Below are 15,539 nucleotides of genomic sequence, written 5' to 3'. Positions count from 1 at the left end.
CTGCATACACTCGCCTTTGGACTGACTTCGCCAAGGCGGCTGCCCGCCGCCTCTGCCTCCATGAACAGTACCTCCGCGCGCTGGAGCGGCCGTTACCTGGCTGCGACCCACTGGTTCATTCCCGCCGGCCTGCAACAGCAGGCGGCGACGCTCACGCGCGCCGAAAACGTGGTGAACGCCGCGCTGCTGGCGGCCACCGCCGGGCCCTTCTATGCGCTGGCCTATTACCTGCTGGGCTTCGGCGCGGCCGCCACCGAGATCCTGCTGTGCTGTGCCTTCATGCTCACCTCGCCCGTGCTGCTGCGCGTCAGCGGCAGCATCGGCGCCGCGCGCGAACTGTTCCTGTGCGCGCTGTTCTTCAATTTCACCTGGCTGAGCTACAACCTGGGCGGGATCAGCGCGCCGACCTCCAGCTGGCTGGTCACCGGCCCCCTGGTCGCGACCTTCCTCGGCGGCATCTGGAGCGCGCTGTTCTGGCTGGCGATGAGCTGCGGCGCGGCCAGCCTGATCTATATGCTGGGGGTGGGCGGCCATGCGCTCCCGCAGCACCCGGTCACCGACATGGCGCTGCTCTACCTGGTCTGCCATCTCGGCCTGTTCGTCGTGGTGCTGGTCTTCGCGCTGCTGTTCGAGCTGACCAAGACCCAGGGCTTCGTCAAGCTCGAGCAGGCGCTGGGCACGATCAACGAACTGGCGATCCGCGACGAACTGACGGGCGTGCACAACCGCCGCTACCTGATCAGCCTGATCGAGCGCGAAAAGGAGCGCAGCGACCGCACCAGCCGCGCATTCTGCCTGTGCCTGCTCGACATCGATTTTTTCAAGCGCATCAACGACACCTACGGCCATAGCGCCGGCGACACCGTACTGCGCGACTTTGCCCGGATCGTGCAGGGGCAGGTGCGCGCCAGCGACAGCTTCGGGCGCTACGGCGGCGAGGAATTCCTGCTGATGCTGCCCGAGACGCCAGCCTGCGACGCGCTGGTGCTGGCCGAGCGCGTGCGCGCCGCGATCGCCAGGCTGCGCTGCATGGACGGTCCCAGCGAAATCTCGCTGACGGTCTCGATCGGGGTCGCCGAGTTCCGCATGGGCGAGAGCATCGGCAGCGCCATCGGCCGCGCCGACGAGGCGCTGTACCTGGCCAAGTCGAGCGGGCGCAACCGGGTGGTGTGCCACGGGCAGGGCGACGGCCTGGTCGCGGCAACCCTGCGCGATGGCGCCCCGGGCGACGCGGCCGGCACGCGCGACCTGGGCGCGAGCGTCGGGCGCCTGCTCGACGGCGCCCACTGCGACCAGCTGACCGGCCTGCTGAACCGGCGCCTGCTGCGCGACCGCCTGCGCCACGCGATGGACCGCGCCGACCGCAACCGGCGCCTGATCGCGCTGCTGCTCCTGAACATCAACAAGTTCAAGGAGGTGAACGATGCCCTTGGCTTCGAAGCCGGCGACGCGCTGCTGGTGCAGGCCGGCGGCATCCTGCGCGGCTGCCTGCGCGACTGCGACACCGTGGCGCGCTGGAGCGGCGACGAGTTCGTGGCGCTGCTGGAGGACCTGGGCAGCGAGGCCGATGCGCGCCAGGTCGCCGAGAAGATCCTCGACCGCTTCGGCCTGCCGCTGGCGGCGAGCGGGCGCGAATGCTTCATCACGCTGTCGGTCGGCGTCGCGCTGTACCCGGCCGAGGACTGCGACCTCGATGCCCTGCTCAAGCGCGCCGACATCGCCATGCGCAGCGCCCGCGCCTGGGGCGAGAACAGCGTGCAGCTGTATTCGAGCGCGGTGAGCGCGCCGCAAAGCGAAAGGCTGGCGCTGAAGAACGGCCTGCGCGAAGCCCTGACGCGCGGCCAGCTGTTCCTCGAATACCAGCCGCAGGTCGACCTGGCGACGCGCCGCGTGGTCGGGGTCGAGGCGCTGCTGCGCTGGCAGCACCCGGTCTACGGGCGCATCGATCCGGGCCGCTTCATCCCGCTGGCCGAGGAAACCGGCATGATCGTGCCGATCGGCGACTGGGTGCTGCGCACCGCCTGCGCCCAGAACCGCGCCTGGCGCGATGCCGGCCTGCCGGCCCTGAAGACGGCGGTCAACCTGTCGGCGCGCCAGCTGCGCACGCCCAGCATTGCCGCCCGCGTGCTGGAAATCGTCGAGGCCACCGGGCTGCCCTGCGGCTGCCTCGAACTCGAGATCACCGAAGGCGTCCTGATCGACGACCTCGAGGGCAACCGGCGCATCATGAGCGAGCTGCGCGCGGCCGGCGTGCTGGTGTCGATCGACGACTTCGGCACCGGCTACTCCAGCCTGAACTACCTGTCCGAGCTGCCGGTCGACATCCTCAAGATGGACGGCCTGTTCGTCCGCCGGCTTGGCCAGGACAGCCGCTCGCGCGCGTATGCGATCGCCCAGGCGATCGTCTCCATGGCCCACAGCGTCGAGCTGAAAGTCATCGCCGAATGCGTCGAGACGAACGAGCAACTGGCCGACCTGTGCGCCATGCATTGCGACGTCGCCCAGGGGTACCTGTTCGACCGGCCGCTGGCGCCCGAACAGGTGGCGACGCTGCTGGCGCGCGAGGCCGGGCAGCTGGCGGCGCCGCTGCCGGCCTGAATCCTTCTTTCCAATCCATCGAGGAGCACATCGTGCACGAGGAAACGCTTCACTTCGAGCGGGCCGACGACGTCGCCGAGCTTTCGCGCTGCGGCGCACTGAGCGGCAACGTCGCCCAGTTCGCGCAGCCGCGCGGTCCCGACCTGATCCGCCGCACCGAGGCGCTCGACGCCTGGTGCGCGCTGCGTGCCGCGCATGGGGTCTGGCAGTATGCGCGCGCGGTCGACGGCGCACCCGGGCCCGAGGCCCAGGTCAGGGAGGAGGGCGCCCGCGGCCTTGCCGCGCCTGCCGACCCTGCGCCCGGCGTGAATTTCGCTTCGCAGGACTACCTGTCGCTGGCCTCGCACCCCGCGGTACGCGACGCGGCGCAGCGCGCCCTGGCCGATTGCGGTCCGCACAGCGCCGGCTCGGCCGTCCTGCAGGGGAACAGCCGGCTGTCGCTGGCGCTCGAGGAGGCGCTCGGCGAGCTGCTGCATGCGCAGCACGTGACGCTGTTCCCGACCGGCTGGGGCGCCGCCTTCGGCCTCGTCACGGCACTGGTCGGGCCGCGCGACTACGTCGTGATCGACCAGCTGGCGCACGCCTCGCTGCGCCAGGGCGCGGCCGCAAGCACGCGCAATGTCGCGCTGCACCGCCATCTCGACACCGGCCACGTGCGCGAGCTGCTGGCCGCGATCCGCGCGCGCGACACCGAGAACGGCATCCTGGTCGTCACCGAGGGCCTGTTCAGCATGGACAGCGACGTGCCCGACCTGCCGCTGATGCAGCACCTGTGCCGCGAGTACGGCGCCACGCTGCTGGTCGACGTCGCCCATGACCTCGGCGCGCTGGGGCCGGGCGGCGCCGGCAGCATCGGCGAGCAGGCGATGCTGGGCAAGGTCGACATCGTGATGGGAGCGTTCTCGAAAACCCTCGCCTCGAACGGCGGCTTCGTCGCCTGCGCCTCGCGCGCGGTCAAGCGCCAGCTGCAGCTGTTCGCCGGACCGCATCTGTTCTCGAACGCGCTGTCGCCGCTGCAGGCCGCCTGCGTGCTGGAAGCCCTGCGCATCGTCGCAGGGCGCGAAGGCGAGGAGCTGCGCGCGGCCCTGTTGCGCAACGCGCTGGCGCTGCGCGCACACCTGGCGGAAACCGGCATGCGCTGCCTCGGCGTACCGTCGGCCATCGTGCCGGTCTGGATCGGCAGCGAGCCGGTGGCGCGCCTGGCCGGGCGTACGCTGGCGCGCGCCAACGTGCACGTGAACGCGGTCGAATTCCCCGGCGTGCCGCTGGGCGCGGCGCGGCTGCGCCTGCAGGTGATGGCGGCGCACCGGAAGGAGCAATTGCGGCATGGCGCGCGCCTGGTCGGCGCGGCGGTCAACGGCGCCGGCGCGGCGCTCGGCGTGGAGCCGGCGCGCGGACCCGGACGCGGGGAGCGCTCCCGTGGCTGAGGCGATGGACCCCGGCGGCGCGACCCTGCTGCACAGCCTGTTCGAGCGCGCCGCGCGCACGCCCGCGCGCATCGCCTACACTTTCCTGCGCGAGAACGGCGCCGCACTCGATGTCTCCTACGCCGACCTGGCCGCGCTGGCGGCGGCGCTGGCGAGGCGCGCCGCGCCGGGCGAGCGCGTGCTGCTGCTGTATCCCACCGGCCTCGAGTTCGTGACCGCCTTCCTGGCCTGCCTGGCCGCCGGCCAGGTCGCGGTGCCGGCCGCGCCCGCGCACCGGCGCCGCGACGACGAACGCCTGGCGGCGCTGCTGGCCGATGCCAGGCCGGCGCTGGTGCTGGCCGCGCCGGACAACGCGGCCCCCACCCGTGCGGCGCTGGCGCGTGCCGGCTGCAGCGCGCCGCTCGTTTGCGACGCCGTTTGCGATGCCGCGCCGGCCGGCGCCCGCCCGCCGTCCTTGCCGGCCGGCGCGGCGCTGGCCTTCCTCCAATACACGTCCGGATCGACGGCCCAGCCGAAAGGCGTGGAGATCACCCATGCGAACATGGCCGCCAACATCGCGGCGATCGGGCAGGCCTTCGGTTTCGGGCCGGACACCGTGATGGTGAGCTGGCTGCCGCCCTTCCACGACATGGGACTGATCGGCAGCGTGGCTGCGCCGCTGGCGCTGGGCTTTCGCTCGGTGCTGATGGCGCCCGGCGCCTTCCTGCGCCGTCCCGCGCTCTGGCTGGAGGCGGTCACGCGCTACCGCGCCACCTGCACCGGCGCACCGAACTTCGCCTGGGACCTGTGCGTGCGCCGGGTCGGCGCCGAGCAGGCCGCGCAGCTCGACCTGTCCAGCGTCGAGGTGCTCTACAGCGGCGCCGAGCCGGTGCGCGCGGCGACCCTCGAACGCTTCCTGGCCGCCTTCGGCAAGCGCGGCCTGCGCCGCAGCGCGCTGTTTCCCTGCTACGGCATGGCCGAGGCGACCCTGCTGGTGGCCGGCGGCCCGCTCGGGCGCGGCCCGCGCATCCTGACGCTCGACGCCGGCGCGCTCGAACGGGGGCAGGTGCGGCTGGCGGCGCCGGGCGACCCCAGCGGGCGCGCGATCGTCAGTTGCGGCCCGCTGGCGTGCGGCGTGACGGCGGCTGCGGTCGATCCGGCCAGCGGCGAGCGCGTCGGACAGGACCGCGTCGGCGAGATCTGGATCGCCGGAGCGGCCGTCGCGCGCGGCTACCACGGCCGGCCGCAGGAAAGCGCCCAGGCCTTCGGCGCCCGGGTGGTGGACAAGGGGGAGGGCGCGGCGGCGCCTTTCCTGCGCAGCGGCGACCTCGGCTTCCTGCGCGACGGCGAACTGTTCGTCACCGGACGGCGCAAGGACGTGATCATCGTCCATGGCCGCAACCTGTACGCGCAGGACGTCGAGGAGCTGGTCGAGCGCGCGGCGGACGAGCTGGCGCCGAACAGCTGCGCCGCCTTCGGCATCGACGGCGCCGACGGCGAAGGGCTGGCGCTGGTGGTCGAGGCCAGCCGGACGCTGGCGCGCAGCGGCGACGTCGAGGCGCTGGGCCGGCGCATCCGCGGTGCGGTGGCGGCCGGCATCGGGGTGCCGCTGCACACGCTGCTGTTCGCGGCGCCGGGGACGTTCCCGCGCACCACCAGCGGCAAGGTCCAGCGCGCGCGCTGCAAGGCCCTGCTGGCGGCCGGCGCACTGCAGCCGCTGCGCGTGCGCGGCCGCCCCGACCTCGAGGCCAGCGCCGCGCGCGCCGATGCGCTGGTCGGCTGGCTGCGCCAGTACGGCGCGCGGCGCATCAATTCGGCGCTCGACGACGCGCGGCGCTCGCTGGCGCCGCACCTGGTGCTCGACCTCGGCAACCGCGGCCTGCTCGGCCTGCAGGCGCCGCGCGAGCTGGGCGGGCAGGCGCTGGCCACCGTCGACCTGGTGCGCGTGATGGCCCAGCTGGCCGCGCTCGACCTGACCCTGGCCACGGTGGTCGGGGTGCACAACGGCCTCGGCCTGCATCCGCTGCTGCGCTTCGGCTCGCCCGAACTGCGCGCGCAATGGACGCCGGTGCTGGCCGCCGGCCGCCAGCTGGCCGCGTTCGCGCTGAGCGAGCCGCAGGCGGGATCGAATCCGCGCGCGATCGGCACCCGGGCGGTGCGCGCCGACGGCGGCTGGCGCGTAAGCGGCGAGAAGCACCTGATCGGCCTGGCCTCGTGGTCGGGCGTGCTGACCGTGTTCGCGCGCGCCTTCGACGCGGCGGGCAGGGCGCTCGGAACCGTCGCGCTGCTGGTGCCCGAGGACGCGCCGGGGCTGGCGCAGGGGCCGGAAGCGCTGACCATGGGCATGCGGGCGATGGTGCAGAACGCGGTGCGCTTCGAGGACGTGTTCGTGCCCGACGCCCAGGTGCTGGGCATGCCGGGCGCCGGCATGGAGGTGGCGCAGGATGCGATGGCCTTTTCGCGCCTCGGCATCGGCGCGCTGTGCGTCGGCGCCATGCGCCGGTGCGCCCAGCTGATGCTGCGCTATGCCGAACGGCGCGACATCGCCGGCGGGCGCCTGCTGGACAATGCCGTGACCGCGCTGCGCCTGCACGAACTCGGGTGCGCGATCGAGGCCGGCGAAGCGCTGGTGACGGCATTGGCGCGCGCCGTCGACGACGGCCGGGAATTGCCGCAGGATGCCTGCAGCGCCTGCAAGTGCGTGTTGTCGGAACTGCTGTGGGAAGCGGCCGACCAGCTGATGCAGATGCTCGGCGGGCGCGGCTACCTGGAGAACAACCACGCGCCGCGGCTGTTGCGCGACGCGCGCGTGCTGCGCATCCTCGAGGGCCCGAGCGAAGCCCTGTATGCACACCTGGGCGCCCTGGCGCGCACGCCCGGCAATCCGCTGGCGCGCTGGATCGGCGAGCTGTCCGCGGCCCCTGGCGCGGCGCCGGAGCGCTTGCCCGCCGCCGGCGCCGGCCAGTGGCAGGACTGGCGCAACGGCGAGTTCGCCGCCTGGACGCTGCTGGCCGCCGGCGCACGCGGGGAGGCGGCGCAGTGGGCCGCGCGCAGGCTGGAGCGGCTGCGCCAGGCGATCGTCATGGAGCAGGCGGCGGTGCAGGCCTGCTCGCCAGGTGCCGCGCTGCTGGCGCGCGTGGCCGCCCATGCGCTGGCGATCGGCGATGTCGAGCAGGGGCTGGCGGGCGAAGAACACCGGCTCGACCCGCTGCTGCGCCGCGAAGCGCCGCCAGCCGCGCGTGCGGTGGACAAGCCGCTGCCGCCGCCGGCCGCACCGGCACCGGCGCTTGCCGAGGCAGGCGGGGGAGCCGCGGATGCGGCGCCGTCCACCGTCGAACTGGTGCGCGCCTGCGTGCTCAAGTGGCTGCGCGAGGGCGCGGCCGAGCCGCGGGACGGCGAGCAGCCGCACCAGGCGACCGGGACCCTGCGCTGCCTGCCCGTGCTCGAAGTCGGGATCGACACGTCCTTCGGCGACCTGGGAATCGATTCGCTCGCTTCGGTGCCGCTGGCGCTCGAACTGGAGACGGCCAGCGGCGTGCCGATCGGCGCCGAGCTGCTCTACGACTACCCGACGGTACGGGAGCTGGCGGCCTATATCGACATCCAGCGCGACATCCAGCGCGACAGCCAGCGCGACAGCCAGCGCGACAGCCAGCGCGGCGGCGCTCCCGCGCCGGCCACGGCGGGAGCGGGAAATTAAGGAGGGCATCCTCGCCACGGACGGCGCCGCGCGGAGAGCCCGGCGCGGTAAAATAGCCGCTTTACCCTTTCGCTTTTTACCATGACCGTCCGTACCCGTTTTGCCCCGAGCCCGACCGGCTATCTCCACCTCGGCGGCGCGCGCACCGCGCTGTACTCCTGGGCCTATGCCCGCCACTTCGGCGGCACCTTCATCCTGCGCATCGAGGACACCGACCTCGAACGCTCGACGCCGGAAGCGGTGCAGGCCATCCTGGACGGCATGCAGTGGCTGGGCCTGTCGCACGACGAGGGCCCGTTCTACCAGATGCAGCGCATGGACCGCTACCGCGAGGTCATCCAGGGCATGCTCGAGGCCGGCACCGCCTACCTCTGCTATTGCTCGCCGGAAGAAGTCGAAGCGATGCGCGAGCGCATGCGCGCTCTAGGGGAAAAGCCGCGTTACGACGGCACCTGGCGTCCGGAGCCGGGCAAGACCCTTCCGGAAGTGCCGGCAGGCGTCAAGCCGGTGGTGCGCTTCAAGAACCCGCTGGACGGCGAAGTCACCTGGAACGACGTCGTGAAGGGCCCGATCACGATCGCCAACAAGGAACTCGACGACCTGATCATCGCGCGTCCGGACGGCACGCCGACCTACAACTTCTGCGTCTCCGTCGATGACTGGGATATGAAGATCACCCACGTGCTGCGTGGCGACGACCACGTCAACAACACCCCGCGCCAGATCAACATCCTGCGCGCGCTCGGCGCCGAGCTGCCGCAGTACGGCCACCTGCCGATGATCCTGGGCCCGGACGGCCAGAAGCTGTCGAAGCGCCATGGCGCGGTGAGCGTGATGCAGTACCCGGAACAGGGCTACCTGCCGGAAGCGATGCTGAACTACCTGGCGCGCCTCGGCTGGAGCCACGGCGACGACGAGATCTTCTCGATGGAGCAGTTCACCGAGTGGTTCAACCTCGAGCACCTGACCGCCTCGGCCGCCCAGTTCAATCCGGAAAAGCTGGCCTGGCTGAACAACCACTATATCAAGCAGGCCGACAACGAACGCCTGGCCGGCCTGGTGCGCCCGAAGATGGAAGAGCAGGGCGCGCAGTTCGACGGTGCGCCGGCGCTGCCGACGGTGCTGGCCCTGATGAAGGAGCGCACCAACACCATCAACGAACTGGCCGACGCGGCCATGCTGTTCTACCGCCAGCCGCAACCGGACGCGGCGCTGCTGGCCCAGCATTTGACCGATGCCGTGCGTCCGGCGCTGGCCGCTTTCGCCGAGCGTTGCCAGACGGTGGAGTGGAACAAGGCAGCCCTGGCCGCCATGCTCAAGGAAGTGCTCGCCGCGCACGGCCTGAAGATGCCGCAGATCGCCATGCCGCTGCGTCTGCTCGTTACCGGCCAGCTCCAGACCCCGGCCATCGACGCCGTGCTGGAACTGTTCGGCCGCGACACTGTTTTGGCTCGCGTGAACAAAGGTTTGTGATTGCGCAAAACGGGGTTTGCGAAATGCAAGAACCCCGCTATAATGCTCGCACTTCAGCAGCACACGGTAACACAGCAGCACAGTGAGTACAGTGAAAAGGGGGGTATAGCTCAGCTGGGAGAGCGCTTGCATGGCATGCAAGAGGTCAGCGGTTCGATCCCGCTTACCTCCACCAACTCTGAAGTGCAGTACGGTTGTTCCAGGGTCCCCATCGTCTAGAGGCCTAGGACATCACCCTTTCACGGTGAGTACCGGGGTTCGAATCCCCGTGGGGACGCCAAGGTTTTTGGCGAGGTTTGCCAGAAAGCTGCGCCAGCGGCAGCAGTAGTAGAAGTAAAAGCAGTATGTTATAATGTTGTTTTCCCGTAGGGGGTATAGCTCAGCTGGGAGAGCGCTTGCATGGCATGCAAGAGGTCAGCGGTTCGATCCCGCTTACCTCCACCACGTAGGAAAAACAACGCGCAGCAATGCGATGACATACAGTCCGGGTCCCCATCGTCTAGAGGCCTAGGACATCACCCTTTCACGGTGAGTACCGGGGTTCGAATCCCCGTGGGGACGCCAAGAATTTGGTAGGTGCAGTAAAGTAGTATCGGAACAGTTTTAGGTCCCCATCGTCTAGAGGCCTAGGACATCACCCTTTCACGGTGAGTACCGGGGTTCGAATCCCCGTGGGGACGCCAGAATATGGTAATTAGTAGTAAAAAGCAAAAGCCGCCTTGAGCGGCTTTTTGCTTTTTTGCATTCGGCAATCCTCCAGCGGGAAGCGCCGATGAAATCGGCTAGAATGGCGCGCTTCTCCTGCCGCATCTCCTCATCGAACATGTCTTCCCAACTAGAGCGCACTCCGACGCTGACCATCTTCTGCAAGGTCGTCGACAACTACGGCGATATCGGTATCTGCTGGCGCCTGGCGCGCCAGCTGCAACACGAGCACGGCGTGGCCGTCACGCTGTGGGTCGACGACCTGGCGAGTTTCCGCCGCATCTGTCCCGAAGTCGCGCCAGAGTCCGATCTCCAGGTGGTGCAGGGCGTGGCCGTGCGCCGCTGGCGCGGCCAGGACGGCGCCTACACGCCGGACCAGGTGGACGACATCGTCATCGAATTCTTCGGATGCGATATTCCTCCCGGCTACATCGAGGCGATGGCCCAGCGCGAAGCGCGTCCGGTTTGGCTGAACTACGAGGGCTTGAGCGCCGAGGAGTGGGTCGAGGGCTGCCACCGCCTGCCGTCGATGCACCCGCGCCTGAAGCTGACCAAGCACTTCTTCTTCCCCGGCTTCACGAGCAAGACCGGCGGCCTGCTGCGCGAGCGCGATCTCGGCCGCGAGCGCGCCGCCTTCCAGTCCGATCCGGCGCAGCACCGCGCTTTCCTGCGCGGGCTGGGCTTGTCTGAATCCGAGATCGATGCCTTCAAGGTGTCGCTGTTCTGTTACCCGTTCGCGCCGGTGGCGCAACTGTTCGAGGCCTGGAAGAACAGCGCGGAGCCGATCGCCTGCCTGGTGCCCGAAGGCGTCGCGGCCGAGGCGGTGCAGGCTTTCCTGGGCGCCCCGGCGCGGGCCGGCGCGAGCGCGACGACCGGTGCGCTGACGCTGCGCGTGCTGCCGTTCGTGGCCCAGCCCGATTACGATCGCCTGCTCTGGGCCTGCGACCTGAACTTCGTGCGCGGCGAGGATTCCTGGGTGCGCGCGCAATGGGCTGGCCGGCCGTTTGTCTGGCATATCTATTTTCAGGAAGAGAATCTGCACCACAAGAAATTGCGCGCCTTCCTGGACCGTTATGCGCCCGGACTCGACAGCCTGCAGGCTTTCTCGCTGCAATGGAACGGCGCCGGTCCCGCTGCGGCGTGCAGCCAGGACTGGCCGACCCTGTGGTCGGACCTGAAAAACGAACTGCCGACCGCCCTGGAGCGCACGCTGGCGTGGGAAGCGCGAATGTGGGAAAACGGTGACCTGGCGACCAATCTGCTGGAATTCGCCGGATCACTTCGTTAGGCGCGGCGTCCATTACATGGTATGATGCCCTGTTACTGCAACCCCTTTTATCGATCATAAATCCATATGAAACCCGCAAAAGAAATCCGTGTTGGCAACATCATCATGGTGGATGAGAAGCCTTTTATCGTGCTGCGTTCCGACGTCAACGGCTCGAGCCGCACGGGCTTCACCTACAAGTGGAAGATGAAGAATCTTCTGACCAATGCTCCGCTGGAAAACGTGTTCCGCGGCGACGACAAGTTCGACGTCGTCATCCTGGACAAGAAGCCGGTCACCTATTCGTACTTCGCCGACCCGCTGTACGTCTTCATGGATGAAGAGTACAACCAGTACGAGATCGAAGAAGAAAACCTGGGCGACGCGCTGGCCTACCTGAAAGACGGTATGGAATGCGAAGCCGTGTTCTACGACGGCAAAGCCATCTCGGTCGAACTGCCGACCATCATCGCCCGCCAGGTCATCTACACCGAGCCGGCAGTCAAGGGCAACACTTCGGGCAACGTCCTGAAGGAAGCCAAGATCGAGAACGCGATCGAAGCCCACCAGCACACCGTGCAAGTGCCGCTGTTCGTCAGCAACGACGACGTCATCGAAATCGACACCCGCACCAATGAATACAAGAAGATCGTTCGTAACTGATCGAACTGCCTGTAAAAAAGAACGCTGCCCGCATACGGCAGCGTTTTTTTTCGTCCGTACATCTAGCAAGGGCAAAGCGTGTCTGGCGGCAAGCACTGCTATGCTGGTGTTTTATTCAGCATAAGGGAGACGGCATGGATCGCAGGGACTTCGTTCGACTCGGCATGGCTGCCGGCGCTTTGACCGGCGCGCCGGCACTGGCGGTGGCGCCGAAAACGCGGCCGCGGGCCGAGGCCGACATCCTGGAGGCGGGCGTCAGGGAGCAGGGGGCGGCGATGGCGGCCGGCAAGCTGAGCGCCCGGGCGCTGGTGGGGCGCTACCTGGCGCGCATCGCCGCCATCGACCAGGCCGGCCCGCGCCTGAACGCCGTCATCGAAACCAATCCGGACGCACTGAAGATCGCCGCCGACCTCGACCGTGAGCGCGCCGCCGGCAAGCTGCGCGGACCGCTGCACGGCATTCCCGTGCTGTTGAAGGACAATATCGCCACCGGCGACCGCATGTGCACCAGCGCCGGCTCGCTGGCGCTGGACGGCGTGCGCGCCCGCCGCGACGCCTTCGTGGCCGAGCGCCTGCGCGTCGCCGGCGCCGTCATCATCGGCAAGACCAACCTGTCGGAATGGGCCAACATACGCTCGACCCATTCGGTGTCGGGCTGGAGCGGGCGTGGCGGCCAGACCCGCAATCCCCATGCGCTCGACCGCAATCCGAGCGGGTCGAGTTCCGGCTCGGGCGCGGCGGTCGCGGCCAGCCTGGCGACCCTGACGGTCGGTACCGAGACCGACGGCTCGATCGTTTCGCCGGCCTCGATCTGCGGCGTGGTCGGCATCAAGCCCACGTTGGGTCTGGTCAGCCGCAGCGGCATCATCCCGATCGCGCACTCGCAGGATACCGCCGGCCCGATGACGCGCAGCGTCGCCGACGCTGCCCTGATGCTGGCCGCCATGACCGGCGTCGACGGCGACGATGCGGTGACGAAGGAAAGCGCCGGCAAGGTCGGCGACTACGCGGCGGCGCTGCGCCTGGACGGTCTGAAGGGAAAACGTCTCGGTGTCGCGCGCAATTTCTTTGGCGGCAACCCGGCCGTCGACGCGGTGATCAATAAGGAGCTGGAGATCCTCAGGGCCCAGGGCGCGGTCCTGGTCGACGTCACGCTGCCGAACACCGACAAGTACGGCGCGACCGAGCTCGAGGTGCTGCTCAACGAGTTCAGGCCCGACCTGGAAGCCTGGCTTGCCGCCTACGCGCCGCACGCCCCAGTAAAGACCATGGCCGACATCATCGCCTTCAACGAAAAGCACGCCGCACGCGAGATGCCGCATTTCGGCCAGGAGCACCTGATCGCCGCCCAGGCCAAGCCGGGAGTGAACAGCCGCAGCTACCGCGAGGCGCTGGCCAACAATCTGCGCTATGCGCGCGAAGAGGGGATCGACCGCATCCTGCGCGAGGAGCGCCTCGACGCGCTGGTCGCCCCGACCGACGACCTGGCCTGGCTCACCGACTACATCAAGGGCGACCACTACGGCATGAGCTTCTCGTCGCCGGCCGCGGTGGCGGGCTATCCGCACATCACGGTGCCGGCCGGCCTGGTCCATGGCCTGCCGATCGGCCTGTCCTTCGTCGGCGGCGCCTACACCGAGGCCAGCCTGATCGGCATGGCCTACGCCTACGAACAGGCCTCGCGCCGCCGCCGCGCGCCGGCCTTCCCGGTCTCGGTCAACGTCAAGGCCTGATGGAGGAGGCCTGTCAGCCCTTCTTGGCGCGCTCGAAGGCGGGGCCCCACAGCGGGTGGCCTTGTTCGCCCGGTTCGAGGTTGAACTCGGGGTCGATCTTGAGCGCCTTTTCGAAAGCCTGCTGGCACTGCTTCGGGCGGGAAGTGACGCAATAACTGAAGGCCGTGTACTTGAGGGCCGTGGTGCGGGTGCGCAGCGGTGCGCCGCCGCGGATGTCGCTCGAGCTCAGGCGCTTGATGGCGCCGTTGAAGTCGCCTTCGTTGTAGAGGCGGATGCCTTCGCGCAGCGCGACCTGCTCGCGCCCGGAGGATGCCTCGCTGCGCGGCTCGGCCCGCGGACGGCTTTCGCTGCGTGCTTCGGGACGGCTATCGGTCTTCGGGTGGTTGCGCTCGGGCTGGCGTTCGAACAGGGGCGCCAGTTCGGCGCAGCCGCCAAGCAGGCTGGCGCCGAGCACGGCCCATAACAAACGGTGCTGCAGGAAATGCTGCATCCTTATTTGCCTCCTTCGGCCGGAGCCGTGAAATCGTGTTCGATGAGGGCGCTCTCGGCGCCGCCGGCGGTGATCGTCATCACGTGCTCGGCAAAGTTCGGGTTGACGATCCGGATCGTGTGCTGGCCCTCGCCGAGCGTCAGGCGCTTGACCGGCGGGCTGACGCCGCGGTCGACGCCGTTGACGTAGACAATGCCCCAGGGCTTGATCAGCAATTTGTAGGTGGTGCCGTTGACGACGGCGTCGGCCTGCCGCGCGGCGCCAGCGGCAGCCGGGTGTGCGCCAGGCGGCGCGGCATCGAGGCGGGACGCTTGTGCGGCCGTGGCAAGTTCGCCTGCCGTTTCCGCCTGGGCGGGGCTGGCGGCCGACGTGACCAGCGCTTCGCCGGCATCGAGGCCGCGCGTGGCCTGTTCCTGCGCCGGCCCGGACAGGGCCGCCACGTCCGCCGTCCCTGTCGTCTTGTCCTGGTTCAGGTGCGCGTACAGCGCGCCGCCGGCCGCCAGCAGCACGACGGCGGCGCCCGCGACCATGGCCCAGCGCTCCAGTACTCCCCTGGTGCGCGGCGCCGGCGGCTGCTGGCGTGGCCTGGTGGGCATGGTGGGCGTGGCCGCGCCCGGCGTGGCGGGATGGGACGACGGTTTCAGCGGCGTGGCCGCCAGGGCAGGGCGCGCGTATGCATCCGGCGCCGGCTGTGGCTGCGGCGGCGCCTCCGCGGTCTCGTCCGGCGCGGCCATGGCCGGCGCATCCGCGGCCCTGTCCAGCGCGATCGTGGCGTCGTCCGGCGCGGGGGCGTGCTGCAGGGCGCCATCCCGGCCTGCTTCGTGGAAGACCAGGGCGTCTTCCACCACGGGCTGCGGCGTTGCCGTGATGTCCGGGTCGCGCTCGTCGAGGCTCGGCGCGGCGTGGACGGCGGCCGGGGCCGGCATGGTCGCGCCGACGGGCGCGGTCTCGGCAGCGACAGGCGCCGCCTCGGCCTCGATCCCCAGCATCGCGCGCAGGTCGGCGATGCTCTTCGGGCGCAGGCGCCCGTTCGGGCCGAGGCAGCGGTCGATGGTATGCGTGAGCTGGTCGCTGTAGTCGTCGTACAGGCGCGGGCCGAGCGGTCCTTCGGGCGGCAGTTCGGCGCTGATCGCATAGTGAACCACCAGCGCCAGCGCGTGCAGGTCGGCGCCGAGGGTCGCTTCGGTCGCGGACTCGGGCGCGTCGGCAGCCGGCAGCAGCAGGGCCTCGCCGCTATCGAGCATGACGACGCTGTCCGGCGTGATCGGTCGGTGCGGGGCGCCGCTGGCGTACTGCTGCTCGAGCGATTGCAGGACCTGGCGCAGGAGCTGGCGGCACCACGCGTCGGTAACGAGCGCAGGGCTGTGCTCGACGATATCGCGGACCTTGCGTCCGTCCGCGAACGGGGTGTAGATGGCTGTGCTGTGACTGGTCATTTTGCTAATCGTTTATTTTTAGCAAAACTATGCCAGATTTGGAGCGAGCGTGCCGCTTTCGGCTCAAC

9 protein-coding genes and 5 tRNA genes are annotated in these 15,539 nt (G+C 69.5%); 12 read left to right on the top strand and 2 right to left on the bottom strand.

Annotation, left to right across the window (positions count from 1 at the left end; genetic code table 11):
• The first annotated feature begins 60 nt into the window (after window positions 1–60).
• The 12 genes from ACFOPH_RS10270 to ACFOPH_RS10215 all read left to right on the top strand — a co-directional run bounded on the left by ACFOPH_RS10270 (window position 61) and on the right by ACFOPH_RS10215 (window position 13,545).
• Window positions 61–2,598 carry a bifunctional diguanylate cyclase/phosphodiesterase gene (locus ACFOPH_RS10270; RefSeq protein ID WP_379735084.1) on the top strand — a complete coding sequence of 846 codons (2,538 nt, stop codon included), beginning with the start codon at window positions 61–63 and terminating at the stop codon, window positions 2,596–2,598.
• Between the two features lie 32 nt (window positions 2,599–2,630).
• Entirely contained in the window at window positions 2,631–4,025 is a 1,395-nt protein-coding gene (locus tag ACFOPH_RS10265) for an aminotransferase class I/II-fold pyridoxal phosphate-dependent enzyme (RefSeq protein WP_379735082.1), read from the top strand.
• Window positions 4,018–7,704 (top strand): AMP-binding protein, encoded by a 3,687-nt coding sequence (locus ACFOPH_RS10260; protein WP_379735080.1) that lies wholly within the window; start codon window positions 4,018–4,020, stop codon window positions 7,702–7,704. Before ACFOPH_RS10265 ends, ACFOPH_RS10260 begins: the two co-directional genes overlap by 8 nt.
• 81 nt (window positions 7,705–7,785) lie before the next feature.
• On the top strand, window positions 7,786–9,177 hold the full coding sequence (gene gltX, locus ACFOPH_RS10255; RefSeq protein ID WP_379735078.1) for a glutamate--tRNA ligase: 1,392 nt from the start codon (window positions 7,786–7,788) through the stop codon (window positions 9,175–9,177).
• Window positions 9,178–9,276: 99 nt separating this feature from the next.
• Window positions 9,277–9,352: transfer RNA gene (locus ACFOPH_RS10250), tRNA-Ala, on the top strand.
• A 29-nt stretch (window positions 9,353–9,381) separates the two neighbouring features.
• Window positions 9,382–9,457, top strand: a tRNA-Glu gene (locus tag ACFOPH_RS10245).
• 88 nt (window positions 9,458–9,545) lie between these two features.
• Window positions 9,546–9,621 (top strand) — tRNA-Ala (locus tag ACFOPH_RS10240).
• 44 nt (window positions 9,622–9,665) lie between these two features.
• Window positions 9,666–9,741, top strand: a tRNA-Glu gene (locus ACFOPH_RS10235).
• Window positions 9,742–9,784: 43 nt separating this feature from the next.
• A tRNA-Glu gene (locus ACFOPH_RS10230) sits at window positions 9,785–9,860 on the top strand.
• 140 nt (window positions 9,861–10,000) lie between these two features.
• Window positions 10,001–11,170, top strand: a complete 1,170-nt coding sequence (earP, locus tag ACFOPH_RS10225) for an elongation factor P maturation arginine rhamnosyltransferase EarP (RefSeq protein ID WP_379737897.1) — start codon at window positions 10,001–10,003, stop codon at window positions 11,168–11,170.
• 66 nt (window positions 11,171–11,236) lie between these two features.
• The gene (locus ACFOPH_RS10220; RefSeq protein ID WP_312553630.1) at window positions 11,237–11,812 is read left to right on the top strand and encodes an elongation factor P; all 576 of its coding nucleotides are present in this window, start codon (window positions 11,237–11,239) and stop codon (window positions 11,810–11,812) included.
• 134 nt (window positions 11,813–11,946) lie between these two features.
• A complete protein-coding gene (locus ACFOPH_RS10215) occupies window positions 11,947–13,545 on the top strand; it encodes an amidase (protein WP_379735076.1) in 1,599 nt (532 codons plus the stop codon).
• A 13-nt stretch (window positions 13,546–13,558) separates the two neighbouring features.
• Here ACFOPH_RS10215 and ACFOPH_RS10210 read toward each other — a convergent pair whose 3' ends face one another.
• Both ACFOPH_RS10210 and ACFOPH_RS10205 read right to left on the bottom strand, forming a co-directional pair.
• A complete protein-coding gene (locus ACFOPH_RS10210) occupies window positions 13,559–14,035 on the bottom strand; it encodes a TssQ family T6SS-associated lipoprotein (protein WP_312553625.1) in 477 nt (158 codons plus the stop codon).
• Window positions 14,036–14,037: 2 nt separating this feature from the next.
• On the bottom strand, window positions 14,038–15,471 hold the full coding sequence (locus tag ACFOPH_RS10205; RefSeq protein WP_379735074.1) for a hypothetical protein: 1,434 nt from the start codon (window positions 15,469–15,471) through the stop codon (window positions 14,038–14,040).
• Between the last annotated feature and the right edge of the window lie 68 nt (window positions 15,472–15,539).

The sequence above is a fragment of the Massilia haematophila genome (genome assembly GCF_042647645.1).
Taxonomy (GTDB): domain Bacteria; phylum Pseudomonadota; class Gammaproteobacteria; order Burkholderiales; family Burkholderiaceae_D; genus Telluria; species Telluria haematophila.
The sequence above is the reverse complement of the archived record's forward strand: the minus strand, read 5'-3'. Positions and strand labels throughout refer to the sequence as shown.